Consider the following 26,527-nt stretch of genomic DNA (forward strand, 5'->3'; position numbering starts at 1 on the left):
GGTCGGGAAACTGCCGCCGCATTGTGAGCGCGACCTCAGCGCGCTGCGTCGCTTCGTGCGGACCACCGTGATGGGAGCGGCGCCGGCCGAGGCCGTCTCCCCTTCCGAAGTCCGGCACGTGCTCGTGACCGGCGCGACCGGCTTCATCGGGCGCTTCCTCGTGCGCGACCTGCTGGCGCATGACGCCGGCCTGCACGTGCACTGCCTCGTGCGGGCGGCGAGCGCGGAGGAGGGGTTCGGGCGGCTGCGCGCGAACATGGAACACGCGGAGACCTGGGATGATGACTTCGCTTCGCGCATCCATGTCCGGGCGGGGGACATCGACCAGCCGCGGCTCGGCCTGTCGCGCGCCGACTTCGACGATCTCTGCGCGAACATCGACGCCGTCTATCACCTCGCCGCCACGCTGAGTCTGGCCGCGTCGTACGCCGCCATCCGCCGCGTGAACGCGTCCAGTCTTCGCAACGTGCTGGAGCTGTGCCTGCGCACGCGCTACAAGCACCTGTTCTACGCCGGGACGATGGGGATCTTCCCCCAGTACGTCTGCACCTTCGCGCACGAGTACGAGGGGAGCCGCATCGTCCACGAGGCGCAGCCCGACCTGGCCAGCATGAAGAAGACGTTTCCGCTCGGGCTGCTCGGATACCCCTGGAGCAAGCTCGTCGCCGAGCAGGCGCTGCTGTTCGCGCAGTCGGCTGGTCTCCCGATGGCCGTGTTTCGCCTGGGGCAGACCAGCATGGCATCGACCGGATACAGTCAGCCGAGCAACATCAGCCAGCGGCTCTTCGCGGCGGCCGTAGACGTCGGATCGGTTCCATCCGGATTCACCCTGCAGTCCACCAACGATCCGGCCGATACGCTGAGCCGCACGTGCACCGACATCTCATTGAACCCGGAACGACGGTTCACGCTCTACAACTGCTGCAATCCGACACCCTCCTATCGCACGGTGTCGCTCGAGGAGGTCGGGCTGGACTTGCCGGAGGTGTCGTACCAGGCGTTCAGGCGTGCCTGCCAGGCCCGCGGCGACGCTTCGCCCATGGCCGGATACTGGCCGGTCCTCGATCACTTCGGACGCTACTGGCTGCGGGGGACCGAGGCGGCCACGTCGCTCCCGATCAGCGACCGCGCCATTCGCGAGGACTGTCCCCGGCCGATCGAATGGCCCGGCCCGCTTACCCGCTACGTGCGCTACAACCGGTGGGTCCGGACGCATCGCGAGGACTGGCCCCATCCGCTGCCGCGCCGCAGCCTGGACTTCGACCGGCTGGTGAAGCAGGCGAGGCGCTACGCCGGAGAAAACGGCGTCTCCTTCGAGGACACCTATCCCGGGTGGATGCTCGAAGGGCTGGAGCAACTCGTGGAAGCGCTCAACTCGCCCGAGGCGGGCCTGCCGGACGACCGAATCGGCCACATCGTCTTCGACATGTGCCGGCTCCTGCGGAACAACGCGGAACTCGCCGGCGAACGCCGCCGCCATCCCGTGATCGAGCGGCAGGAGATCGTCCGACCGGTGTTCATCGTGGGCATTAACCGGACGGGCACCACCTACCTGCACCGCCTCATGGCCCGGGACCCCCGGTTCTGGGCGCTACGGGCGTACGAGTACGTCGAGCCCGTCATCGCCGGCGGCGATTACGCCGGCCTGGCCGGCACGCCCGGGGACCCGCGCCGGCCGCTGGCGGCCGACGTGTTCAAGGCGTCCGGCATCATCGATTCCTTCGAGGGGATTCACCATATCGGCATCGACGAGCCGGAAGAGGACATCCCGATCCTCCGGCTCTCGTTCAGAGCCTGGATGTTCGCCACCCGGCATCCCATTCCGACATACGAGCGTTGGCTCGAAGCGAGCGGCTCGCGCGAATCGTACGCGCTGCACCGACGCGTCATGCAGCACTACACCTGGCAGCGCCGGGAGCGGTATCGCGGGGCCGACGGACAGTGGCTGTTCAAGATGCCGACGCATCTCATGGAGCTGGAGGCGCTGACCGAAGCCTATCCCGACGCCTTGTTCATCCAGACGCACCGCGAGCCCGCGCAGTTCATGGGATCGTGGTGCAGCCTGGTAGAGCGGATTCGCTCGACCGTCAGCAGACCGCGTCCGCCGGAGGTGCTGGGCGCCGAGCAGTTGCGCGCGATGAGCCGCCTCCTCGACCGGGCGGTGGCGTTTCGCGAGTCGCGCCCGGAGCTGGACGACCGCTGGATCGATGTCAGCTACTACGATCTCGTCGAGGATCCGATGGCGGTCGTGGCGCAGGTCTACGATCGCCGCGGCTGGCCCCTGAGACCCGAAGCCGTCGCCGCCATGGAAGCGTGGCTCGACGAGCAGATGGAGCGCCGCCGCACCGAGAAGCGCCACACGTACGACATCGCGGACTACGGCCTGACGCGCAAAGCGATCGACGAGGCCTTCGTGCGCTATCTCGACTTCCTGTCGGGCAGTGGCCGCCGGGCTTCGCTGCTGTGACACTCCGCCGGCGGTGGCCGCCGCCCGGTCCGGTTCTCGTCACGGGCGCGAACGGCTACGTCGCATCGTGGCTGGTGAAGAAGCTTCTGGAACTTGGGTTCGACGTCCACGCGACCGTGCGCGATCCCCGGGATCCCGAGAGAACCGGCCACCTGCGGACGATCGCCCGGGACTGTCCCGGGACGCTGACCCTGTTTCGCGCCGACCTCCTCGATCCCGACGGGTTCGACGAGGCGATGGCCGGCTGCCCGCTGGTCTTCCACACCGCGTCCCCACTCATTGTGCGCGACGTCGACGATCCGGTGCGCGATCTCATCGAGCCCGCGACACGCGGTACGCGTCACGTCTTGGAGGCCGCTGGACGGACAGACGCGGTCCAACGCGTCGTGCTGACTTCCAGCATCGTGGCGATCTACGGAGACGCGGCAGACCTCGAGCAGATCGAGGCGGACCGGTTCGACGAGAGCCACTGGAACACCACGAGCCACGAAAGCCACCAGCCCTATTCCTACTCCAAGACGCTGTCGGAGCGGCTGGCCTGGAAAATGGCGGATGAACAGGCCCGGTGGGATCTGGTGGTGGTGAATCCCGGACTGGTTCTCGGACCCGGCCTCGGCCGAAACACCAGCGCCGAGGGGGTTCTGATCATGCGCGATCTGGGAAACGGGGCCCATCGCGTCGGCGCGCCCGAACTGGAGTTCGCCATCGTCGATGTCCGGGATGTTGCGGAGGGTCACCTGCAGGCGGGTCTCATCCCTGAGGCGGAGGGACGCCACATCCTGGTCAGCGAGACGCGCAGCCTGATCGAAATCTCCGGGATCCTGCGGGAGCGCTTCGGCGACGGCTTCCCCTTCCCCCGGCGCACCGTGTCCAATCCGATGGCCATCGGGTACGCGCCCCTGGGGGGGATTCCCCGCGCCGTGGCGAAGCGCAACGTGGGGTATCCCCTGAGGTTCGAGAACGCGCGCGCCAGGACCGTTCTCGGCATGACCTTCCGTCCCGTCGAGGAGACCATTGTCAGTCACTTCCAGCAACTGCTGAACGACGGCCTCGTCTCCACGCCTCGGGGCGGCCGCCGGGACCGAACGCGGGCGTCACGCTGAAGTCAGTCTCCTACCCACACCGTCTTCACGTTCACGAACTCGCGGATCGCATGGGGGCCGAGTTCCCGCCCGTAGCCCGAGCGTTTGACGCCGCCGAAGGGGACGCGGGGATCGGAAGCGGACATCCCGTTGATGAAGACGCCGCCGGCCTCCAGGTCGCGGACGGCGCGGGCCCGTTCCTCGGGATCGTTCGTCCAGATGGCGGAGCAGAGGCCGAACTCGGTTGCGTTCGCCCGTTCGATGGCCTCGTCGATGTCGGCGACCGGGAAGATGCTGGCGACCGGACCGAAGATCTCGTCGTCCGTGGCGGGGGAGCCGTCCGGGACATCGGTGAGCACGGTGGGCTCGTAGAACCATCCGGGCCGGCCGGGCACGCGCCCGCCGGTGGCCACGCGGGCGCCGGCCGCCACGGTGGCCCCCACCTGCTCCGCGACATTGTCCCGCAGGTCGCGGCGGGCCAGCGGTCCGATTTCGACCTCGGGCTCCCTCGGGTCGCCGACCCGGAGCGCCGCCACGCGTTCGACGAGCCGTGCGGTGAACTCGTCGACGATCGAACGCTGGACGAGCATCCGCTTGGCGGCGATGCACGACTGGCCGTTGTTCCACATGCGGGCATCGACGGCGGTCGCGACGGCCCGGTCGAGGTCCGCGCTCTCCATGACGATGAAGGGATCGCTGCCACCGAGTTCGAGCACGGTCGTCTTGATGCGGCGTCCCGCCTCGGCCGCGAGTGCGGAGCCGGCCGCGACGGAGCCCGTGAGGGAGGCGGCCTGCACGGTCGGGTCGTCCAGCACGCGCGGAATGTCCTCGACCTCGACGAAGACGTTCTGGAATACGCCCTCGGGGAAGCCGGCGCGCGAGAACAGTCCCTCGAGCGCGACCGCGCACTGCGGCACGTTGGGCGAGTGCTTGAGCAGGAAGACGTTGCCGGCCAGCACCGTCGGCACCGCGGAGCGCATGGCCTGCCAGAACGGGAAGTTCCACGGCATGATTCCGAGCACCGCGCCCAGGGGATGGTACTCGACCCAGCAGTGCGTGCCGGTGGACTCGAAGCGCTCGGGCGCCAGGTGCGCGGGCCCGTGCTCGGCGTAGTAGCGGCACACCCAGGCGCATTTCTCCGCCTCGGCGACCGCGCTGGCGAGCGGCTTGCCCATCTCGCGCGTCATCAGCAGGCCGTACGCCGCCTTGCCCCGCTCGACGAGTTCCGCGAGCGCGAGGAGACGCTCGGCCCTCTCCGCCACCGGCACGCGCCTCCACACCTCGAACCCCGCACGGGCCCGTGCCAGCGCCTCGTCGATCCCGTCCGCATCGAGGGCCGGGAACGACGCGAGCCGTTCTTCCGTGGTCGGATCTATGCTCTCGAAAGGCATCTCGCTCTCTCTCACGAGACGTTACCATTAGCACGGTCTGCCTAGCGAAATCGTCCGGTTTCTGCGCGCGACCCGCAAGCCCCGGCCGGACCTGCCCTGGAGCCGTGCGTGACCGAAGCCGACGCTGTGGCCCGGACTGCGGCCGATACCGCCGCCGCCAACGCTCGCGAGGCGGATCTCGTGCGGGACCTGCTTTCCGCCCGCGACGAGCGTGAGACGATACAGCCGCCGACGCTGCGGCACGAAGGGTTCAGTCTCGATGATGCATACCGAATCGGGGCCGCGCTCGACCGCCGCCTTCGGGAGCGGGGATACCGGCCGGCGGGCTGCAAGGTCGGGTTCACGAACAAGGCGATCTGGCCGCGGTTCGGGCTGGATGAACCGATCCTCGCCCCCATCTACGCTCGAACGCTGCGCCTGGCGAGACCGGCGGCGGAGGTCTCGCTGGCGACGTTCCGCGCCCCGATGATCGAAGTGGAGGTCGTCTTCGGCATCGAGCCCGGGGGTGACGCGCGCAGGGGTGAGGCGCCCAACGGCGGCCGGCCGAGTTGGATCGCGCTGGGATTCGAGATCGTCGACTGTCACTATCCGGACTGGCACCTCACGCCCGCGGATTCGGTCGCCGACTTCGGGCTCCACGGCGCGCTCATCGTCGGCCGGCCGGTCACCCGGGAGGTGCCGGATTTCGACGAACGGGTGGCCCGCCTCGACCGGCTCGAAGTCCGGCTTCTCCGTAACGAGGCACTCGTGGCGCGCGGGCGGGGAAGCGATGTCCTCGGGCATCCGCGCGAGGCGCTGGAGGTCGTGCCGCGGTTGTGGCCGCGCTTCTCCGGTGCCGGGATCCCGGCACACGGCCTGCTCGTGAGCACGGGGACGATGACCCCGCTCGAGCCGCTGTCCGCCCCCGACGTGTGGCGGGTGGAGGCGAGCGGCGTGGACCTCCCGGGCCTCCGAATCGCGCTGACCGACTGACGGACCGATTCAACGGGCTTGCCCGCTCCCGCGCGACGGTGGAACATAGCAGGCCACGGTCTGCCAGCAGCGCCATGTGACCGGAGACCGCCGGCCCGCGCGAGCGCGAGGTCGCGATCGCACCGACCCTCTCACGGGGAGCAGGCATGCCAGACTCCGCCGCGAACGGCGGCAGCCCGACCGGCCGCTGGGCAAAGGTCATCGATCACACGCGCTGTATCGGCTGCCACGCCTGCACGACGGCCTGCAAGTCGGAGAACGAAGTCCCCCTCGGCGTCACCCGCACCTACGTGAAGTACGCCGACGTGGGGACCTTCCCGGCCGCGCGGCGCGCCTTCCAGGTCACGCGCTGCAACCAGTGCGACGACGCGCCGTGCACGACCGCCTGCCCCACCGAGGCCATGTTCCGCCGTCCCGACGGGATCGTGGACTTCGACAAGTCGATCTGCATCGGCTGCAAGGCGTGCATCGCCGCCTGTCCCTATGACGCGATCTTCATCAACCCGGACGACCATTCGGCGGAGAAGTGCAATTTCTGCGCTCACCGCATCGACATGGGGCTGGAGCCCGCCTGCGTCACGGTGTGTCCGACGGAGGCGATCATCGTCGGCGACCTCGACGACCCCGAGTCGAAGGTCTCGCAGTACGTGGGGCGCGATCCGGTGAGCGTCCGGCGCCCGGAGAAGGAGACGCACCCGAAGCTGTTCTACAAGGGGGCGCACCAGGCCACGCTCGATCCGCTGGCCGCCGTCCGCCCCGGAGGCGGGCTGTACATGTGGAGCGAGCAGCCCGAGGGCCCGCACGAGGTCGGCTCGGGTCAGCCGCATCCGATGGGAACGGACGGGCGGCACGGCCCGAACTCGTCGGCCGCCGCGATTCTCTCCTACGATGTCTCGCACACCGCGCCGTGGGACTGGCGCGTGAGCCTGTACACGCTCACCAAGGGGGTCTCCGCCGGCGTATACCTCGCGGTGCTCCTCCTCTGCCTGCTGGGCGGGCTCGCGTGGCAGGGCGGGACCTGGCTGACGCTCACGCCGCTCCTCGGCCTCGCCGCGCTCGCGCTCACCGGCGGGCTGCTGATCTGGGACCTCGAGCACCCGAAGCGCTTCTTCCTCATCTTCACGAGACCCCACATGAAGAGTTGGCTCGTGCGGGGGGCGTTCGTGATCGCGGGCTACGGCGCGGCCCTGACCGCGCACCTCGCGGCGGCGCTGATCGGCGGCGCCGGGGCCGCGGAGACGACGCGCTGGATGGCGTGGGCGGGGGCGCCCCTGGCCGGCATGACCGCGGTCTACACGGCCTACCTGTTCGCGCAGGCCCGGGCGCGCGACCTGTGGCAGAATCCGCTCCTGCCGCCGCACTTCCTCGTACAGGCGCTGCTGGCCGGCGGCGCGGCCCTGATGCTCTTCCCGTCGCTCGGCGGCTCCGCCGCGCTGGGCCGGCTGGTGGGACTCACGGCCGCCGCGCACCTGCTGCTCGTGCTCGCCGAACTGACGCTCACGCACGCGACGGCCCACGCCGCCCTCGCCGCCCGGAACATGGTCCGCGGCCGCTATGCCCCGTGGTTCTGGAGCGGCATCCTGCTCGTGACGCTGGCGGCCGTCCTCACGGTGAGCCCGGTCGGCGGCGCCTGGGTCGCCCCACTCATCGGCATCTCCGCCCTCGCGGGACTTCTCGCGCACGAGCACGCGTACGTGCAGGCCGGCCAGTCCGTGCCCCTCGCATGAGCGATCCACGCGGCCCGGGCCGCAACGGCTCCGGCCCCGACGGCGTCACGCGACGGCTGCACGAACTCAGCGAGCGCGTGAGCGCGGCGCGCTCGGAGACCGAGGCTCGCGGCGAGACCTTCTATCCTGGTCCCAGCCGCGCCCAACTCGCCGCCTTCCCCCCGCGGGAACGCTGGGACGACTGGGTCGAACTCGACTCGAAGGCCTGGCCGAAGCGGCGCGAACGGCGCTACATGCTCGTGCCCACGACCTGCTTCAACTGCGAGTCCGCGTGCGGACTCCTGGCCTACGTCGACCGCGACACCCTCCAGGTGCGGAAGTTCGAGGGGAACCCCGAACATCCGGGCTCCCGCGGCAGGAACTGCGCCAAGGGCCCGGCCACGCTGAACCAGATCGTCGACCCCGACCGCGTCCTCTACCCCCTCAAGCGCGCCGGCGAGCGCGGGGAGGGGAAGTGGGTGCGCGTCTCGTGGGAGGAGGCGCTCAACGACATCTCGGCGCGGATCCGCACGGCCATCGACGAAGGCCGCCAGCGCGAGGTCATGTACCATGTGGGGCGTCCGGGCGAGGACGGCTTCACGGAGCGGCTGCTCGCGGCGTGGGGCGTAGACGGCCACAACTCGCACACGAACATCTGCTCCTCGAGCGCGCGCGCCGGCTACCAGTTCTGGCTCGGCATGGACCGCCCCAGCCCCGACCACGCCCGCGCGGACGTCATCCTCCTCGTGAGTTCGCACCTCGAGGCCGGCCACTACTTCAACCCCCACGCCCAGCGCATCCTGGACGGGGTCAAGAAGGGGGCGCGGCTCATCGTCTTCGATACGCGCCTCTCGAACACGGCGACGCACGCCGACCACTGGCTCCCCACGCAACCCGGCTCCGAGGCCGCCGTCCTCCTCGCGATCGCGAACCACCTGATCACGACGGGGGCCTGGAACCGCGACTTCGTCAAGCGCTGGTTCAACTGGGAGGAGTACCTCACCGCGGAGAAGCCGGATCTCCCGCGCACCTTCGAATCGTTCGAGGCCGCCCTCCGCGAGCTGTATGAAGCGTGCACCTTCGAGTGGGCGGCGGAGGAATCGGGCGTGGCGGCGGAGCAGATCCGCGAGGTCGCCGAACTCGTGGCCCGGGCGGGTTCGCGCCTCGCCACGCACAACTGGCGCAGCGCCGCATCGGGCAACGAAGGCGGCTGGCAGGTGGCCCGGACCCTCTTCTTCCTCAACGCCCTCACCGGTTCCGTGGCGACGCCCGGCGGCACCTATCCGAGCACGTGGAACAAGTTCATCCCGAAGCCGATCCGGATGCCCCGGCACCCCGAGCACTGGAACGACCTCACCTGGCCCGACGAGTTTCCGCTGGCGATGTACGAGGTCTCCTTCCTCCTCCCGCACCTCCTCAGGGAAGGGCGCGGGAAGCTCGACGTCTATTTCACGCGCGTGTACAACCCGGTGTGGACGAACCCGGACGGGTTCGCGTGGATCGAGGCCCTGACGGACGAGGAGAAGGTGGGCCTCCACGTCGCGCTCACGCCGACCTGGAACGAATCCGCCTACTTCGCCGACTACGTCCTTCCGATGGGACACGGGCCCGAACGGCACGATCTCCACTCCTACGAGACCCACGACGGCCAGTGGATCGGCTTCCGGCAGCCCGTGCTGCGCTCCGCCCGGGAGCGCCTCGGCGAGCGGGTGGCGGACACGCGCCACACGAACCCCGGAGAAGTGTGGGAAGAGAACGAGTTCTGGCTCGAACTCTCCTGGCGCATCGACCCGGACGGCAGCCTCGGGATCCGCGAGTTCGTGGAGTCGAAGGAGAATCCCGGCCAGCGCCTGACGGTGGACGAATACTACGCCTGGATGTTCGAGCACTCCGTGCCCGGCCTGCCGGAGGCGGCCGCGGCGGAGGGACTCTCGCCGCTGGACTACATGCGCCGCTACGGCGCCTTCGAGGTGGCGCGCGACATCGGCCCGCTGCACGAGCGGCCCGTCCCGGCCGAGGAACTCGAGGACGCGCGGGAGGACGAGTTCGGCCGCGTCTACACGCGGGCCCCCGGCGCCGCCGCGGTGAACCTCGCGCCGATGGGCGCGCCCGACCCGGATCCGGAGGGAAGGCGCCCGGTGGGCGTTCGCGTGGACGATACGATCCGGCGCGGATTCCCGACCCCGAGCGGCAAGCTGGAGTTCTATTCCCCGACGCTCGTCCGCTGGGGCTGGCCCGAGTACGCCGTGCCCGCCTACATCCGGAGCCACGTGCATCCGGCCGCGATGGAGCCGGATCAGATGTGCCTCATCTCCACCTTCCGGCTCCCCGTGCAGATCCACACGCGATCGGCGAATTCCAAGTGGCTGGACGAGATTGCCCACACGAATCCGCTCTGGCTCCATCCGTCCGACGCGGCGCGGAAGGGAGTGAGGACGGGAGATCTCGTGCGGGTCGAGACCGAGATCGGCTACTTCGTCCTCAAGGCATGGGTGACGGAGGGCATCAAGCCGGGCGTCGTCGCGTGCAGCCACCACATGGGGCGCTGGAAGCTGGCGGACGCCGCGGGCGCGGGTGCGGACGCGGGGGAACCCGGATCGGCCGGCCGCGGCGAGCGGGAGAACATGGCCGGCCAGCGGCAACTCATGGCCACGGTCTCCCTCGCGGAGAAGGACGGCGACTGGAAGCTGTCACGCAGGCAGGGCGCGACGCCGTACGAGACCGACGATCCGGACACGTCCCGGATCTGGTGGACGGACGTGGGGGTGCATCAGAACCTCACTTTCCCGGTGCACCCCGATCCGGTGTCCGGGATGCACTGCTGGCACCAGGCCGTGCGCGTGGCCAAGGCGTCGCGGCGCGACCGTCACGGGGACATTCACGTCGACACGAAGCGGTCGCACGAGGTGTACCGGCGCTGGCTCGACAAGACGCGCGGAGCCCGGCGGCACTCTCCCGATGGGACGCGCCGGCCGCACTGGCTCATCCGCCCCGTGCGTCCCGTCCGCACGGCATACGATCTCCCGGAGCCGGACGGGTCGGAGGCGTCCCCGCCGGACCCGCGGGGCGCAACTTGACAGCAAATCGAGGCCCCCATCTACTTCGTAATGTGAAAGTGAACAGTGCCGCACGCGCCGCTGGCGCGGGATACTGAGTCGGCCATGGAGTTGTTTCGCGCCCTGGGCGCGCTTCTCGATGGTCCGTGCGGGGAGAATCGGCTCATCGGCCACCTCCTCGAGCTGGGCCCGGTGCCGGACGAGCCCACCCACAACGACCTCTTCCTCTTCCAGCTCTATCCGTACGCCTCGGCCTTCCTGGGCACGGACGGCCGCATGGGCGGGGAGGCGCGCGACCGCGTCGCCGGTTTCTGGCGCGCGCTGGGGACGACGCCCCCGGAGGATCCGGACCACCTTCGGGCCCTGCTGGGGGGCTACGCCTGGCTCGTGGAAGCCCAGCAGCGGGGGAACGGCAAGTCTGCCCAGGCCTGTCGCGATGCGCGGCACGCCTTTCTCTGGGAGCACCTGCTCTCGTGGGTCCTCCCCTTTCTCACCAAGCTGCGGCAGATCGCGCCGCCGTTCTACCGGGAGTGGGCCGACACGCTCGAGGCCCTCCTCTTCAGCGAGTCGGCCCGCCTCGGGCCGCCGACGCGACGTCCGCTCGCGCTCCGAGAGGCGAAGCCGGTGCCCGACCCGCGCCGGACCGATGGGGACAGCTTCTTCAACGCCCTTCTGAGCCCGGTTCGCAGCGGACTCGTCCTCACGCGCGCGGACCTCGCCAGGGCCGCGCGCGACCTCGGCCTCGGTCTCCGCGTGGGCGAACGCGCCTACATCCTCCGGTCCATGATGTCGCAGGGGCCGCGCGCGACCCTGGACTGGCTTGCGTGCGAGGCGCGGGACTGGGCGCATCTTCACGACCGCGGGGGGACCACGGCGCCGGAAGTCGCCGATTTCTGGACGCACCGCGTGACCGCGACAGGTCGCCTCCTCAGCGACCTCAGCGCCGACATCGACGTCGACCTCGACTCCGAGCTCAGCGCCGACATACAGAATGGCTGACGCCGGCGGGAGCCCGCCCCTTCATCCGGGGCGTTTCCGCGCCGTCTTCCTCCTCCTTCTCGTCGTCGGGATCAGCCTCCTCTTCCTCGAGATGATCCGGACGTTCCTCACGGCGCTCTTCCTGGGGGCCATCCTCAGCGGCCTCATGTACCCGGCCTACCGCACCCTCTGCCGCTGGTTCGGCGGAAGGGAGGGGCTGGCCTCCTTCGCGGCGGTCGGACTGTTCGTCATTCTCCTCATCGGACCCGTCACGGCGTTCCTCGGCATCGTCGCGAACCAGGCCGTGCAGGTCACCCAAACGGCCGGCCCGTGGATCGACAACATGCAGGCTCAACTGCGGCAACCCGGAGGACTCGACGAACTGCTCGACCGAATCCCCTGGCTGGATTCGCTACGTCCCTACCAGGAGCAGCTTCTCCAGAGGCTGGGCGAAGTCGCGGGGTCCGTCGGCGGTCTGGTGGTCGACTGGCTCGCCGACGTCACGACGGCCACCGTGAAGGTCGTCTTCCTCCTGTTGCTGATGTTGTACGCCATGTTCTTCTTCCTGAAGGACGGCCGCGGCGTGCTGCACAAGGTTCTCTACTACCTCCCTCTGTCCGACGAAGACGAGCGCCGCATGCTCGACCGCTTCGTCTCCGTGACGCGGGCGATGGTGAAGGGGACGTTTCTCATCGGCATCGTGCAGGGCGCGCTGGCCGGGCTCGCCTTCTGGGTGGTGGGGATTCCGTCCGCCGCCTTCTGGGGCACGGTCATGGCGGTCCTGTCGATCGTGCCGGGGATCGGGTCGGCGCTCGTGTGGCTGCCCGCCGCGATCTACCTCCTCGCGGCCGGCCAGGTCGCCGGCGGCATCGGGCTGATCCTGTGGTGCGGCCTCGTGGTGGGGACGCTGGACAACCTCATGCGCCCCTGGCTCGTCGGGCGCGACACCCGGATGCCGGACCTGATGATCCTGCTCGGCACCCTCGGCGGGCTCATCGCCTTCGGCATGGCCGGCGTGCTCATCGGCCCGATCGTCGCGGCGCTCTTCATCACCGTGTGGGAACTCTACGGCGAATCCTTCCGCGACATCCTGCCCGCCACGGCGTTCGGCGCGCGGGCACCCGCGGAGGCCGACGCCGCGGAGCTCGAGGCGGAAGCCGCGGCTGCCGAAGCCGCCGCACCGGAAGCCTCCCCGCCGGAAGCCCCGCCCGAGGCGTAGCCCGATCCGCCGAACGGCATGAGCGGGAGCCCGCTCGACCGGCTGCGCGAGAGCGGCGCGGCGCTCTCCCGCGTCACGGAGCGCTGGGTGCCGGACGCGTGGGTGATCCTCATGTTGCTCACCGTGGTCGCGCTCCTCCTCGCGGTCACGGGCGGCGGCGCTTCGATCCCGGAGGCGGGGCTGGCGTGGGGCGCCGGCGTCTGGACGCTGCTGGAACTGGCAATGCAGTTCTCGATCATCATGGTGGCGGCCCACGCGTGTGCCTCATCCCCCCCGATGTACCGGATGCTCGACCGCCTCGCGGGCCTCCCGAACCCCGAACGCCCCGTGCAGGCAGTGGCCCTCGCCGCCGGATTCTCGATGGCGGCCGGCTATCTCAACTGGGCGTTCGGGCTCGTAGGGTCGGCGCTCTTCGTCCCGTTCATCCTCAAGCGCAACCCACGGGCCGACGTGCGACTCGTCATCGCCGCGGCGTACATGGGCATCGGGACGGTGTGGCAGAGCGGCCTCTCCAGCTCCGCCCCGCTCATCATGGCCACGCCCGGCAACCCCCTGCTCGAGCCGGGCGCCGGCGCGCCCGTCGTGGACCGTCTCTATCCGGTCACCGAGACCCTCTTCCATCCCTTCAACCTCGGGTACGCCGCCGTCATGCTGCTCGTCGGTCTCGTGGCCGCGATGGCGCTCCACCCGCACCGCGACGCCGTCACCCTCACCGAGGCGGAGGTCGACGAGATCCTCCCCGCGCCACCGCCGCCGGCGCGCGCGGGCACGACGCCGGCCGAGCGCCTCGACCGCTTCCGCGGCTGGACGCTGCTCGCCGCCGTTCTGCTCGCGTATCCCCTCATCCACTCGATCGTCACCCGCGGCTTCGGCGCGAGCTGGACGATCAACGCGTACAACACCGTCTTCCTCGCCGTGGCGCTCGTCCTCCACGGCCGCCCGACGTCGTTTCTGAGGGCCTGCCGCCACGGAGTGGCCTCGGCGTGGGGGATCATCCTTCAGTTCCCCTTCTACGCCGGCATCTTCGGCGTCATCCAGAACACGAACCTGGGAAGCTGGCTCGGCGAGCAGTTCGCCGCGGTTGCCACGACCCGGCTCTACCCCCTCGTGGTCTACGTCTACTCGGGGATCATGAGCATGTTCATCCCGTCGGCGGGCTCGAAGTGGATGATCGAGGCGCCGTACGTGATCCCGGCCGGAGAGGCCCTCGACGTGTCCGTCATGACCGTGCTGCTCGCCTACGCGTACGGAGACTCCGCGTTCAACCTCATCCACCCGTTCTGGGCGCTCCCCATCCTCGCCGTGACGCGGCGGCGCTTCGGGGAAATCCTCGGGTATGCCTTCCTCCTCTGGCTGGCGACGATCCTCCTCGGCGTCGTGACCATGCTCGTGATCCCGATCCGGTGGTGACGCCCATGACGCCGGTGACCCCATGAGGACCCTGCTCATCCTCCGGCACGCGAAGTCCTCCTGGGAACACCCCGGGCTCCGCGACCACGACCGCCCCCTCAATCCCCGCGGCCGCCGCGACGCGCCCCGCATGGGGCGGTTCCTCGCGGGACAGAACCTCGTGCCCGACCGCATCGTGAGTTCGACCGCCGTCCGCGCGCGCACGACGGCAGAACTCGCGGCGGCGGAGTTCGACCGGGAGGTGGAGATCGAGACGACGTACGACCTCTACGGCGCTTCTCCCGACGGCTACATCGAGGTCGCGGAAGCGGCGGGGGGAACGGCGGAGCGCCTCATGCTCGTCGGCCACAACCCCGGCATCACCTCTCTCGTCTGGCACCTGACGGGCGCGGGCGAGTACATGCCGACCGCCGCCCTCGCCGCCGTGGAACTGGCCATCGAAGACTGGTCGGAACTGGGGTCGGCCCGCCGCGGCCGCCTGATCGGCCTCTGGCGCCCCAAGGCGCTCCCTCCCGGCTGACGCCCGTCAGCGTCCGCCGGGCTCCAGCGTGACCGAGAGCGTGTAGACGAGGTCGTCGAGCGGGGAGTCGTCCCCACCCCCCGAGTTCGCGGCGAGGTGGAGCACGACCGGCGTCTCCGCGTCGGGAGCACGCCACTCGAAGGTCCAGTCCACGACGCCGTCCGTCGGCGTAGCACCGGCGCCCGTGTGCTGGACGTATTCCGTGCCGTTCTCTCCCCGTACGACGGTGACCCGGTCGTCGAGGGGCCGGATCTCGCCGGCCCCGGCGCCGCGCCGGTCCCCGTCCGCGAAGCGGAACGAACCCTGGAAGCCGGCCGACAGCATGTCGAAGCTCTCGAACCGGATCGTCACGGGATGCCGTTGCCCCGGACGGTAGCCCCCGTGGAGTCCGAGCACCTCCAGGGTGGACCCCGGTTCGTTGAGCGGAGCCCCGAAGTGACAGGTGGCGCAGGTCGGCTCCCCGAAACCCCCCGTGTGGCCCGGAGGCGGTCCGTCGATGTGCGGTGGCATATGTGCCGATGGGCGCGACGCGACGCGCGGCCCGGCGCCGGGATCCTCCCCGGGGACCGCGGCGATCCCGGCCATCGCGAAGAGGCCCGCGGCGCAGAGCGCGGCCGCGGGCCCCGGGAGGGACATCAGCGCGAGCGCGGCGACACCACCGCCCGGCCGACCGTGTTCACGTCCGCCCCGAACCAGATCGAGTCCGTGGCCGGATCGTAGTACATGTGCCGGATCGTGCCGCCCCCGCTCGGCACGTCGAGCGTGCCCACGAACTCCTCCGTATCCGTGTCGAAGCCGACGAACCGGTTCGGCTGGATCCCCGTCTCTACGAGCCACACGACATCGTACTTGTCGATCGCCACGCCGTAGGGCCGGGACTCTTCGCCCGCCGGCAGGTCGTATTCCCGCTGGAATCCGCCGCCCTCCTCGACGAGGCCGATCTTCCCCCGGCTGTAGTCGACGTACCAGATCCGGTCCCTCGAGTCGATGACGAGACGGCGCGGCCGCGCCCCCTCGGGCAGGTCGTAGCCGATGAGTTCGAAGGAGGACGGGTCCACCATGCCGATGAGGTTCGTGTTGAAGTGCGCGATCCAGGGCCGGTTCTCCGAGTCCAGCTTGACCCCGTACGGCCGGCTCGAGCCCATGCCGCGGCGGGTCTCGACCTCGGGGGCCTCCACCAGCCGCACCTCCCTCGACTCCTTGTCGAGGAAGCCGATGAGGTTGCCGCCCTGCACGGAGAACCAGATGTCTCCGTTGTCGTCCCAGATCAGCGTGTGCGGATCACGCGCGCGCTCGTCCGGCATCATGATCTTGTCGATCTCGCCCGTGGCCGGATCGATGATCCCGATGTGGTTCGCGCGGTTCCCGGCGTAGTAGATCATCCCGTCATCGTCGACGATCAGGTTGTGGGGCCCCGTGCCGTCGTCCATGTCGTAGCGCGTGAACTCCCCCGTGGCCGGGTCCAGCACGGCGGCATAGTGCGCCGTCTGTCCCACGAACCAGACGCGGCCGTCCGGTCCCACGAACGGGTCGCGCGGACGGCTCTCGGGGTAGGGCACCGTCCATTCCTCGATGGCGAGAACGTCGGTGGCCGCGGTATGGTCCTGCGCCGCCACTCCGGCGGAGCCGACGACGGTCGACACCGCCGCGAACCCTGCCGCCGCCAGTGTCGCGACGCGAATTCGATGAATCATCTCCGTACCTCCTCGATCGCTGTTGCTGCTTCATGCCTCGCCGCCCGGACCTTGGGCGTCAGATAGATATTGGCGGTCAGACGGCCCAACAGAAAGCCGGTGAAGGCGGCGGTCGCGCCGACCCAGCCCAGCCCCCAGCCGACCGCGACGAACACGATGGCCACGGCCGTGATCTCTGCGGCGGTCCCGACGATGATGGGACCCGTCGTCCGGTGCCGGATCAGCGTGCCCCGCTGCAGCGAGAGGAGGACGCCGAGGAAGGGGACGGGGGTGAGCACCCGGGCGGCCGGAATCGCGAAGGAGGCGAGTTCGGGCGTGAGGCCGGACACGTGGACGAACCAGAGGTGGGAGAGCGGGGTGAACGCGAGGAGCGCGAGGACGCCGGAGAGCGTCGCGCCGAGCCCGATCGCGAAGCGGCGGATCGCCTCGTAGCCCTCGTTCCGCCGGCCCAGGAGCGCGATGACCGCGTCCTGGAAGCTGAGACCCACGGAGCGGAAGATGAACCCGAGCGAGTGCACGACCGGGAACACGGCGAGCGACTCGACCGGCGACGCGGCACGACCCATGAAGAAGGTGAGCATCGGCTGGATCGCGATCCCGATCAGCGACGTGAGCATCAGGGGCAGGTAGAAGCGTCCGATTTCACCGAAGCGCAGTTCGCCGCCTTCGGTCCCCGCGCCCGACGCCGGATCGGCGGTGGAGACACCCACGCGGCCGATCTCCGCGATGTCGTGCGGGTCCGACGAGACCGTGACGGGTTCGGTCGTATCCGCCGGCCGGCCCGCCGGGACGAGCAGGGCGCGGATGGCGTCCCGGGCCATCCAGCGCGCGACCGCCGCTTCCATCACCACGCCGAACGAAAGCGCGGAAGCCCCGACCGCGGCACCGGGGAGGTCCGTGGCGATGGCGAGCATGAGCGCGGCGACCGACATCGAGACGAGCCGCACGACCGTCCCGCCCGCCACGAGCCGCGTGCGCCCGGACCGGATGAGCACGCCCTGCCAGAAGCGCCGGTAGCCGATGGCGGCCGGCCAGGGCAGAAAGCACCACAGCGCTCCGTACGTCAGGCGCGCCAGGTCCTCCGGCAGCCCGAGCACCCCCAGCATGAGCCCGCGGTGCACCGGCGGCACGAGCACGACCAGGAGCATCAGCGTGGAGAAGGCGTTCAGCCCGTGCGCGAACGTCCGCAGCCGCCGGTAGGAGACGGCGTCCTCCACGAGCGCCGTCGAGGCGCTCAGCAGCATGATGACCGGCGCCTCCATCAGCACCGCCAGCGCGATCGCGACACCGTAGGCCGCCAGCCCCAGCGTGGGATCCGGCAGCCGCGCCACGACCGCCGCGAGATAGGGCCCCTCGACCGCCATCATCAACCATGTGGCGGCCAGCGGGGCCCAGAAGGCGAAGATCCGACGTGCGGAAAGGCCGGTGGAGTCGGTCAGCGGAAGAGACCTTCCAGGCGCTCCAGCGACCACGTCCACCCGAGGCGGTGTCCCTCCGCGGCCTCGGCGGCGGGGAAGCCCTCATGCGCGACGACGACCTCGGTCGACGCTCCGTCGGCGATGAACTCGACCGTGACGAGCGTTTCGCCGACCGCGGATTCCGGCTCCTCCCAGTCCCACGTATACACGAGCCGGTTCGGGGCATCGACCTCGCGGTACACTCCGAACGCCGTATGCTGCGTCCCCGCTTCCGCCTCGATGAGAAGGCGGTACGGTCCCCCGGGCACGAGGTCGACCTGCGAGTCGCGGATCGTCGCGCCCGGAGGGCAGGACCACTGCCGGATCAGCTCCGGTTCGGTCCAGGCGCGGAACACGGCCTCCAGAGGCGCGGGGATCACTCTCGTGACGCGGCACTCTCGATCGGCGGAAGCGGTCATCCGGATCTCCTTGGAATCTGGGGCAAAATCTGCGGCCGTTCGGCGTGGAATCTGGCGCGAGACGATTGGACGGGATCAGGTTGTCCCATTCGTAAATGATTAACGACTCACCGGGCAAGGAGTTCCGCCGTTCGTGAGACGTTCGTGAATTCGGCAAAGCTGATCGTTCCGGCGGTCGCCTTCGGGCTCCTGATGCCCGTGGCCGCCGCCGCCCAGGGATCGCCCTCGAACCGGGATCGGTTCGCCCTGTTTACGGCCTGTCGCCCCGTTCCGGTGGAGGTCTTCGTCACCAACATGGGCGGGCCGGCTGACATCACCACGCCATCCGTGGAGAGCATGGCCACGAGCCGGCTGCAGGCGGCCGGGATCGATGCCCCCGCCGGCCGGCCAGGCGGGTCCACGCTCCAGTTGTCCGTCTTCGTCAGTGCACAGAGACTCACCGCCAGCGCGGTAGTGACGGTCTACGTTATCCGCCTGCGCCTCCTGAAGCTCGTTTACGACCGCCAGAGCGATCCCGGAACGGGAGAGGCCGGGCGCGGCTCCGCGGACTCCCCCGGCACCGCGCCGGATTGGTTGAACTGGGCGCCGACGTGGGAAACGCCGCAGCAGGGAATCGGCTTCTATCTCGGGCGCGACGGGGATCCAGTCACGAGTCTGGTCGGCAGGATGCTGGACGAGTTCGTGAGCGAGTATGTGCGCGTCAACGCGGAGGCGTGCTAGCGGTCCGCGGCCCATCGCCGATTGCCGCCGGGCGAGGCCCGCACCTAGGTTGCTCGATTCCGCCGCGCGCCCGACCCTGGCTACGCGTGCACCCATTCCGAGAGGATCGCCGTTGCGCAAGCTCCGCGTAGGTATCGTGGACCTGGTCTCGAAGGGACCCACGAAGGCCCTGTACGCCAAGGTGATGCACGCGAACCTCGCGAGCATCATGCCGCAGGTTCTCGGCGCGTGGTGCGAGGAGGCCGGGCACGATGTGAGCCTCGTCTGCTACACCGGCTTCGAGGACCTCATCGAGGAACTCCCGCAGGACATCGACCTGCTCTTCGTGAGCGCGTTCTCACAGGGTGCCCAGCTCTCCTACGCGATCAGCGAGATGTTCCGCCGGCGGGGCGCCGTCACCTGTATCGGCGGTCCGCACGCGCGCTGCTATCCGCAGGACGCGCAGAAGTACTTCGACTACGTGTTCGGCTTCACCGACCAGGCGGTGCTGAACGAAGTCCTGGACGAGTGCCTCCCGCACCGTCCGCTCGGCCGCCACATGACGGCCGAGACGCAGCCGGTGTCCCTGCCCGGGGTGCGCGCGCGCTGGAAGTTCATCGAGCCGACGCTCCAGAAGGCGCCGCTGTTCAAGATCGTCCCGATGCTGGGCAGCCTCGGGTGCCCGTACACGTGCAGCTTCTGCATCGACTCGGTCATCCCCTACCAGCCGCTCGACTTCGACGAGATGCGGGACGACCTCCGCTTCCTCGCGAAGAAGATGAAGAGGCCGATCGTCGGCTGGCACGACCCCAACTTCGGAGTCCGGTTCGACGACGTGCTCGGGGCGATCGAGGAGGCCGTCCCCCCCGGCACGATCGAATTCATCGCGGAAAGCAGCCTCTCGCTCCTCGGGGAGCCGCGGCTCAAGCGACTCGCGAACGCCGGGTTCCGGGCCATCCTGCCCGGCGTCGAGTCGTGGTACATGCTGGGCAACAAGTCGAAGTCCCGGAACCGGCACGGGATCGAGAAGGTCCGCCAGGTGTCGGACCATTCCAACCTCATCACGAGCTACATCCCCTATCTCCAGACGAATTTCGTGATGGGTCTCGATTGCGACGAAGGTCCGGAGCCCTTCGAACTCACGAAACGGTTCCTCGATGCCTCGCCCGCCGCCTTCCCCGGCTATTCGTTGCTCACGTCGTTCGGCGAAGCGGCCCCGCTCAACCTCGAATACCAGCAGGAAGGGCGGGTGCTCGGCTTCCCGTTCCACTTCCTCAATAACAATCACGCGATGAACCTGAAGCCGAAGAACTACGAGTGGATCGAGTTCTACGACCACGTCATCGACCTCACGCAGTACAGCTTCTCGAAGCGGGCCGTCTGGCGTCGCCTGAGGGCCAACCGCGGGGGCATCCCGAGGCTCCTGAACGCCGTGCGCGCCCTCTCTTCGGAGGGGAACGGGAGGATCGCGTACTACACGACCGTGCGCGACAAGCTGCGGACGGACCGGAAGTTCCGGGACTACTTCGAGGGAGAGACGCAGGAGTTGCCGCAGTTCTACATCGACCGCGTGAAGCACGATCTCGGGCCGCTGTGGGAGTTCCTGCCGGAGGGAGCGATCGAGCACGACCCCTACGCCTACATCAAGAGCACGGGCGGCGCGGCCCCGGTGCAGGCGAGGGCCGGCGCGATCGTCCACTAGTCGAGGGACGGTCCGGCGGTCGGGGAGGCCGGTCCCGGGCAGGACCTTTGGAAGCCAGCCACGTCACGATGTCCCGAGCCTTCGTCAACGAGGACGCGACCCACGAACCCGAGCCGCGCTACGCCCTCCCGCCGCGCGAGTCGCCGCGCTTCGACGCTGCCGCGGCGCGGGCCCTCCTCGAAGGCGCCCACATCGGCAACACGCACAGCGCCGAGGCCGCGACCGGCTACGCCTGGGGCGACCCCGCGCTCGTCTCGCATATCGGGGACCTGATCCTCGAAGCGGAAGAACTCGGCGACGACCGCATGGCCCGCCTCGGCCGCCGCTACCTCCGCAAGGCAGGCCGCTGAGACCGCGACCGCGGGGGGAGGCGAACACTTGGATCGCATACCCGGGCTGATCGCCGGCATCACCGGAACCGCGGCCGCACTCTTCTATCGCGTCGACCGGCACGGGCCTCCGCTCCCCGAGGGCCCGTTGATCGTGGCGGCCAACCATCCCAACAGCCTTGTCGATGCGCTGCTGATCTTCCGCTGCAGCGGGCGGATCACGCGGCCGCTGGGTCGCGCACCGCTGTTCGACCGGCTCCTTCTGGGTCCGGTGCTGCGCGCGCTGGGCGGCATACCAGTCTACCGGAGGGAGGACGATCCCGAGGCGACCCACCGCAACGAGCGGATGTTCCGGTCCGCGGTCGACACGCTCCACGGCGGCGGCGCCATCCAGATCTATCCCGAGGGCCGGAGCCACTCCGAGCCGCACCTGGTGGAGTTCCGCACGGGCACCGCCCGGATCGCGCTGCAGGCGGAGGAGGCCGCCGACTGGGGGCTCGGGCTGTCCATCGTTCCCGTGGGGATCACCTATGCGGCCAAGGAGTTGGCCAGGACCGAGGTCGCCGTGCGCTTCGGCAAGGCGTTCGGGTGCGCGGACCTGAAACGGGCGTTCCGGGAGGATCCCGTCGCCGCCGGGCGCAGGCTTACCGAGCGGATCGAGAAGGGGATCCGCCGCCAGACGCTGAACTTCGACCGCCACCGCGACCGGATCCTGGTGGAGGTGGCGGAGCAGCTCTACGTGCGCGAGTCGCGGTGGGTCCCGTGGCGGGTCCGGGAACGGCTGGGTACGCGGTTCCCTCGCCTGCAGCGCTTTGCGAGGGGACTGGAATGGATCCGCACGGCGCACCCGGAGGAACATCGTCGCCTGATCGAAAAGGTGGAGCGATACGCGGCGCTCAGCGAAGAACTCCACGCCGGGGAAGGGGACGTGCCCCGCCGCTACAGCTTCCTCCCGGTCGCACAATACGTCCTCGTGCGCGGAACTCTCCTGGCGCTGGGACTTCCACTCGCGCTGGCCGGATCTCTGCTCTGGGTTCCCGTCGCCCGGCTTCCCGGCTTCGTCGTCCGACGCGTGAAGCCCCAGTTCGAGGTCACGGCGACCGTCAAGCTGGCGACGCTCCTCGGCGGAACGCTTGCGGCCTGGATGCTCTGGCTGGCGCTAGGCTACCTGGCGGGGGGCATCTCAGTCGCCGCGATAGCGGCCGTCGTGGCCCCCGTATCCGGCTTCGTGGCGGTGCGGTGGGTTGAACTCGCGCGCGAGGTCGGCGAGGACACCGCCCTCTTCCTCCGGTTGCGGGGCCGCCCCGACCTCCGCGAGCACTTCGCCGAGTTGCGCTCGGAACTCACGGAGACCTTCCGGCGACTGGAGAAGCAGTGGATGGAGGAACGGCAGGAGCGCCCACGGAAGGGATCATAGGTGGTTACCCGTTCGCTACCTGGTCACGCCGCGCGCTCGGATTCGAGGCGGATCGTCCGCCAGACGGCGGCGACGGCCGCGGCGCTGGCGAGGAGGTGGAGGGCGAGGCCGATCTGCTCGGCGGACTCCAGGGCGCCGGCGCGGTCCAGGAGAAGGCGCCAGTCGTTCGGGTGGTCGCCGAGCAGGGGGAGCGCGAGGCGGTTCGCGTCGCCCAGGTAAGCCGCCGTGTACATGAGGCTCTCCGCCGACCACAGGGCGCCGACCGCGGCGGGGATCGCCTCCCCCCGCCGCCACAGCCGGAACGTGATGTAGAGGGGCGCGGCGAGCTGAAGCGCGGGGCCGGCCAGCACGGCGAGCGTTTCGCCGCCGGCGGAGAGCCGGGCCAGCGGCGAGAAGATGAGGTGCCCGGCCTCGTGGATGAGGAGGTTGATCCCGTCCACCCAGTGGTAGTGATAGAAGAAGACGAGCCACGCCGCGTACACGCACATGACGACGAGCCCCACCCGCCGGGGCCCGATCGTCTTCCACAGGTACGAGAGGATCTTCACGCGGGGACGCCCGCCGGGTTACCGGGGCCGCCCCCGCGTGCGAAAGCCGGCACCTACCCGTTCGGCGGCCAGTCCGGGAGCGCGCGGCCCGTCGTCCACGGCACGCCGGCCGCCTCCAGCCGCTGCTCGAGGGCCGGCAGATCCGCCTCGATCAGTTGGCTCATGTCCGGATAGAGCGCGGTGAAGGCGTCGTTCGCGATCCGGTACTGCTCGCGGTGCGTCTGCGTGGGGCCGTGCAGGCCGTTCCAGTGGCCGCGCACGACCTGGTTCACGCGGGCCACGATCCCCGGCATCTCCGGCTCGGCGCGGGAGGCCCGCGTGCGGGAGCCGTTCAGCGTCTCCTGCAGGTCGAGGAGCCGCAGCTCCAGCGCGCGGGCCTCCTGCCGGAGGGCCGGGTCGGCCGACGGCCAGCGGTCCAGGGCCTGCTTCATGGCCGAGATGCGGGCCATCGCGGCCCCCGCCACACGCTGCGTCCCGGAGACGGCGCGGAGCAGCTCCCCGGTCTGTCGCTGGAAGGCGAGCACCGCCGCCCGGTCCTGGGGCGGGATCGCCGAGCCCCCCATGGGCGCGATCTCGAACGGCACCGGCCCGGCCAGCTCGGTCACCTCGCCGTCCACGCGCTGCGAGAGCGACACCGTGTAGCTCCCCGGCAGCGCCATGGGCCCGTTGCCGCCCCCGCCCCCGAACCCCCCGAAGCCGCCCCCGCCCCCACCGCCCGCCGCGACGGGATTGTAGCCGGGGTACCGGTAGTTCCACGTCGCCCGGCGCATGCCCTGCGACGTCGAACCGTTCACCGTGTTCACGACGTTCCCGTCCCCGTCCCGGATCGTGAGGAACACGCGCGGCGCCTCCTCCCGGTCCTCCGCCTCCAGCTCCTCCCACGTCGGGTACGGCGTGTCCTCCCCCCGCCGCTGCGCCCGCCGTTCCTCGGCCTGCCGCGCCGCCTCCCGCGTGCGCAGCGTCTCGCCCACGTAGTAGGTGAACGTGACCCCGAAAGCCGGGTTGTCCGCCGTGTAGAAGCTCGACCCGCTCGTCCCCCCGGGACTCCAGCGCAGGTACATCTCCCCGTCCTTCACGTCGAAGATGTGCCCGTCCGAGGCGAGGATCTCGTCCGACCGGGCCGCGAGTTCCCGGAGCGGCGTGTAGTCGTCGACCACGTAGAACGAGCGCCCGAACGTCGCCGCCACGAGGTCATCCTCCCTCTTCTGGATCTCCAGTTCCCGCACGGGAATCGTCGGCAGGCCGGTCCCCAGTTCCATCCACGACTCGCCCCCGTTCACCGACGCGAAGGCGGAGAACTCCGTCCCCAGGAACAGCAGGTCCGGCTCGACGTGGTCCTGCACGATGGAGAAGGCGGGTCCGTTCTCCGGCAGGTCCCCCGAGATCGAGGTCCACGTCACGCCGCGGTCCGTCGACTTCAGCACGTAGGGCCGGAAGTCGCCCCGCTTGAAGTTGTTGATGACGGCGAACACGGTGTTCGGATCGTGCAGCGACGCCTCCACGTCGTGCACGAAGCTCGTGTCCGGCACGCCCGGAAAGCTCTCCACCGCGCGCCAGTTCTCACCCCCGTCCTCCGTCACCTGCACGAGCCCGTCGTCCGTGCCCGCGTAGATGAGCCCCTCGACGAACGGCGACTCGGAGACCGACACGATGTGTCCGAACACCGATGTCGAGCGGTTCTTGCCCACCGCGTCCACGCTCCACACCCGCCCCATCACCTCCAGCTGGTTGCGGTCGAGGTTCCGCGTGAGGTCGCCCGAGATCGGCCGCCAGGTCGAGGCTTGGTCGTCCGACTGGAAGAGGATCTGCGCCCCGTAGTAGAGACGGTGGTTGTCGTGCGGCGACATGTGGAGCGCCGCGTCCCAGTACCAGCGCAGCGGCGGACCGTCCGCGTCTTCCTGCGGCTGGATGTCGAGCCGCTCCTTCGACACGCGGTCGAAGCGCGACAGCACGCCGTTCTGGAGCTGCGAGTAGATGATGTCCGGGTTCTCGGGATCGATGACGGGGTCAAACCCGTCGCCGCCCAACGTCACGTACCAGTCCGAGTTCCGGATCCCCGCGTTGTCAGCCGTCTGGGAGGGGCCGCCGAGCGTGTTGTTGTCCTGCGTCCCCCCGTACACGTAGTAGAACGGCTCGTCGTTCGAGGTCGCGACCTTGTAGAACTGGGTGAGCGGGAGGTTGGAGAAGAAGTGCCAGCTCTCCCCGAAGTCCCGCGTCTCGTACAGCCCGCCGTCGTTGCCGAGGATGATGTGCTCCGGGTCGTCCGGGTCGAAAACGATCGCGTGATGGTCCACGTGGACGCCCTGCGTGGGCAGCCGCCCCCACGTCTCCCCGCCGTCCTCCGACATCTGCACGAAGGTGTCGAGCGAGTAGATGCGGTCGAAGCGGTGCGGATCCGCGTACAGTTCGTGGTAGTACATGGCCGCGCCCGACTGGTAGCGCGACGTCCGCGACCAGTTCTCCCCCATGTTCTCGGAACGGAAGGTGCCGCCGGCGTCGCCGCCCGCCTCCACGATCGCGTACAGGACGTCCGGGTTCTGGGGCGAGATCGCGAACCCGATCCGTCCCTTGTCCCCCGAGGGGAGGCCGCGGTTGATCTCGCGCCAGGTGTTCCCGCCGTCCGTCGACTTGTGGATGCCCGAGCCCGGCCCGCCGTCGATCATCGTCCACTGGTGGCGCCGCCGCTGCCACGAGGTCGCGTACATCACGTCCGGGTTGCGCGGGTCGAAGTAGACCTCGTTCACGCCCGTGTGTTCGTCGATCTCGAGCACCCGCTCCCACGTCTCGCCACCGTCCGCCGTCCGGTACAGCCCGCGCTCGCCGCCCGCGTTCCACAGCGGACCCTGCGCCGCCACGAACACGACATCGGAATCGTCCGGATGGATCTGGATCTTCCCGATGTGCTCGGAGGTCTCGAGCCCCATGTTGCGGAACGAGCGTCCGCCGTCGATCGACTTGTAGACGCCGTCCCCGTACCCGACCGAGCGCTGCCCGTTGTTCTCCCCCGTCCCCACCCAGAGCGTGAGATGGTCGTTGGGGTCGAGCGCGATGGCCCCGATGGAGTAGGACCCGTAGTCGTCGAAGATCGGCGACCACGTCGTTCCCGCGTTCGTCGTCTTCCACACGTTCCCGGAGGAGGCCGCCACGTACCACACGCTCCGGTCCGTGGGATCCACCGCGATGTCCGCGATCCGCCCGGAGGCCAGCGCGGGTCCGATGCTCCGCCAGCGGATGCCGGAGATGAACCCGGCGTTCAGTTCGGGCGCGTCGTCCTCCTCGTCGTCTCCATCTTGGGCCGCAAGCGCCCCGGGAGTGCCGAGGACGGCGAGAGCGCCGAGACTCACAATCCCCGCGAGAAGAAGGGCGGGGAAGCGGGAGAGGACGCCGCGGCGGGCGTACGGGTTCGCGTGGAATCTCTCGAAATCAATCATGATCGCACCTTGTGAGTTCTGGCCGTGGCC

At 69.7% G+C, this 26,527-nt stretch carries 20 protein-coding genes; 13 read left to right on the plus strand and 7 right to left on the minus strand.

Features of this window, described 5'->3' with window-relative positions:
• Positions 1-70 precede the first annotated feature (70 nt).
• The gene (locus tag RN901_RS04300) at positions 71-2,467 is read left to right on the plus strand and encodes an SDR family oxidoreductase (protein ID WP_310756312.1); all 2,397 of its coding nucleotides are present in this window, start codon (positions 71-73) and stop codon (positions 2,465-2,467) included.
• Positions 2,464-3,570: an NAD-dependent epimerase/dehydratase family protein gene (locus RN901_RS04305; RefSeq protein ID WP_310756314.1), complete on the plus strand. Its 1,107-nt coding sequence runs from the start codon at positions 2,464-2,466 to the stop codon at positions 3,568-3,570. The genes RN901_RS04300 and RN901_RS04305 overlap by 4 nt, the downstream gene beginning before the upstream one ends.
• 2 nt (positions 3,571-3,572) lie before the next feature.
• Here the strand turns inward: RN901_RS04305 and RN901_RS04310 are convergent, their stop codons facing one another.
• Positions 3,573-4,940, minus strand: a complete 1,368-nt coding sequence (locus RN901_RS04310; protein WP_310756316.1) for an NAD-dependent succinate-semialdehyde dehydrogenase — start codon at positions 4,938-4,940, stop codon at positions 3,573-3,575.
• Between the two features lie 108 nt (positions 4,941-5,048).
• Between RN901_RS04310 and RN901_RS04315 the strand changes: the two genes are divergently transcribed.
• From RN901_RS04315 to RN901_RS04345, 7 genes are all read left to right on the plus strand, one after another.
• Positions 5,049-5,912, plus strand: coding sequence for a hypothetical protein (locus RN901_RS04315; RefSeq protein ID WP_310756318.1), 864 nt, complete (start codon positions 5,049-5,051; stop codon positions 5,910-5,912).
• 146 nt (positions 5,913-6,058) lie between these two features.
• Positions 6,059-7,639: a 4Fe-4S dicluster domain-containing protein gene (locus tag RN901_RS04320; RefSeq protein ID WP_310756320.1), complete on the plus strand. Its 1,581-nt coding sequence runs from the start codon at positions 6,059-6,061 to the stop codon at positions 7,637-7,639.
• Positions 7,636-10,695 (plus strand): molybdopterin-dependent oxidoreductase, encoded by a 3,060-nt coding sequence (locus tag RN901_RS04325; protein ID WP_310756322.1) that lies wholly within the window; start codon positions 7,636-7,638, stop codon positions 10,693-10,695. The genes RN901_RS04320 and RN901_RS04325 overlap by 4 nt, the downstream gene beginning before the upstream one ends.
• Before the next feature lie 84 nt (positions 10,696-10,779).
• The gene (locus RN901_RS04330) at positions 10,780-11,673 is read left to right on the plus strand and encodes a molecular chaperone TorD family protein (RefSeq protein ID WP_310756324.1); all 894 of its coding nucleotides are present in this window, start codon (positions 10,780-10,782) and stop codon (positions 11,671-11,673) included.
• Positions 11,666-12,871 (plus strand): AI-2E family transporter, encoded by a 1,206-nt coding sequence (locus tag RN901_RS04335; protein WP_310756326.1) that lies wholly within the window; start codon positions 11,666-11,668, stop codon positions 12,869-12,871. Before RN901_RS04330 ends, RN901_RS04335 begins: the two co-directional genes overlap by 8 nt.
• A gap of 18 nt (positions 12,872-12,889) precedes the next feature.
• Positions 12,890-14,281 (plus strand): TIGR00366 family protein, encoded by a 1,392-nt coding sequence (locus RN901_RS04340; RefSeq protein WP_310756328.1) that lies wholly within the window; start codon positions 12,890-12,892, stop codon positions 14,279-14,281.
• 22 nt (positions 14,282-14,303) lie between these two features.
• Positions 14,304-14,801 (plus strand): histidine phosphatase family protein, encoded by a 498-nt coding sequence (locus tag RN901_RS04345; protein ID WP_310756330.1) that lies wholly within the window; start codon positions 14,304-14,306, stop codon positions 14,799-14,801.
• Between the two features lie 6 nt (positions 14,802-14,807).
• Here RN901_RS04345 and RN901_RS04350 read toward each other — a convergent pair whose 3' ends face one another.
• From RN901_RS04350 to RN901_RS04365, 4 genes are read right to left on the minus strand one after another with little or no spacing between them, the layout of a single operon-like run.
• Positions 14,808-15,437: a choice-of-anchor V domain-containing protein gene (locus RN901_RS04350; RefSeq protein WP_310756332.1), complete on the minus strand. Its 630-nt coding sequence runs from the start codon at positions 15,435-15,437 to the stop codon at positions 14,808-14,810.
• Positions 15,437-16,495, minus strand: coding sequence for a hypothetical protein (locus tag RN901_RS04355; RefSeq protein ID WP_310756334.1), 1,059 nt, complete (start codon positions 16,493-16,495; stop codon positions 15,437-15,439). The genes RN901_RS04350 and RN901_RS04355 overlap by 1 nt, the downstream gene beginning before the upstream one ends.
• The gene (locus RN901_RS04360; protein WP_310756336.1) at positions 16,492-17,973 is read right to left on the minus strand and encodes a hypothetical protein; all 1,482 of its coding nucleotides are present in this window, start codon (positions 17,971-17,973) and stop codon (positions 16,492-16,494) included. Before RN901_RS04360 ends, RN901_RS04355 begins: the two co-directional genes overlap by 4 nt.
• Complete coding sequence (locus tag RN901_RS04365) at positions 17,931-18,371, minus strand: SRPBCC domain-containing protein (RefSeq protein WP_310756337.1); 441 nt, start codon at positions 18,369-18,371, stop codon at positions 17,931-17,933. Before RN901_RS04365 ends, RN901_RS04360 begins: the two co-directional genes overlap by 43 nt.
• A 144-nt stretch (positions 18,372-18,515) precedes the next feature.
• On the opposite strand from RN901_RS04365, the gene RN901_RS04370 reads away from it, so the two are divergent.
• The 4 genes from RN901_RS04370 (at position 18,516) to RN901_RS04385 (ending at position 22,518) form a co-directional block, all read left to right on the plus strand.
• Positions 18,516-19,091, plus strand: a complete 576-nt coding sequence (locus RN901_RS04370; protein WP_310756339.1) for a hypothetical protein — start codon at positions 18,516-18,518, stop codon at positions 19,089-19,091.
• 112 nt (positions 19,092-19,203) lie between these two features.
• Positions 19,204-20,772 (plus strand): hypothetical protein, encoded by a 1,569-nt coding sequence (locus RN901_RS04375; RefSeq protein WP_310756342.1) that lies wholly within the window; start codon positions 19,204-19,206, stop codon positions 20,770-20,772.
• A gap of 68 nt (positions 20,773-20,840) precedes the next feature.
• Positions 20,841-21,122 carry a hypothetical protein gene (locus RN901_RS04380; protein ID WP_310756344.1) on the plus strand — a complete coding sequence of 94 codons (282 nt, stop codon included), beginning with the start codon at positions 20,841-20,843 and terminating at the stop codon, positions 21,120-21,122.
• Positions 21,123-21,150: 28 nt separating this feature from the next.
• Positions 21,151-22,518: a 1-acyl-sn-glycerol-3-phosphate acyltransferase gene (locus RN901_RS04385; RefSeq protein ID WP_310756345.1), complete on the plus strand. Its 1,368-nt coding sequence runs from the start codon at positions 21,151-21,153 to the stop codon at positions 22,516-22,518.
• 23 nt (positions 22,519-22,541) lie between these two features.
• On the opposite strand, the gene RN901_RS04390 is transcribed toward RN901_RS04385, so the two are convergent.
• Positions 22,542-23,066 (minus strand): hypothetical protein, encoded by a 525-nt coding sequence (locus RN901_RS04390; protein ID WP_310756347.1) that lies wholly within the window; start codon positions 23,064-23,066, stop codon positions 22,542-22,544.
• A gap of 53 nt (positions 23,067-23,119) precedes the next feature.
• On the minus strand, positions 23,120-26,497 hold the full coding sequence (locus RN901_RS04395; protein WP_310756349.1) for a hypothetical protein: 3,378 nt from the start codon (positions 26,495-26,497) through the stop codon (positions 23,120-23,122).
• Between the last annotated feature and the right edge of the window lie 30 nt (positions 26,498-26,527).

The organism is Candidatus Palauibacter soopunensis, from assembly GCF_947581735.1.
Classification (GTDB): domain Bacteria; phylum Gemmatimonadota; class Gemmatimonadetes; order Palauibacterales; family Palauibacteraceae; genus Palauibacter; species Palauibacter soopunensis.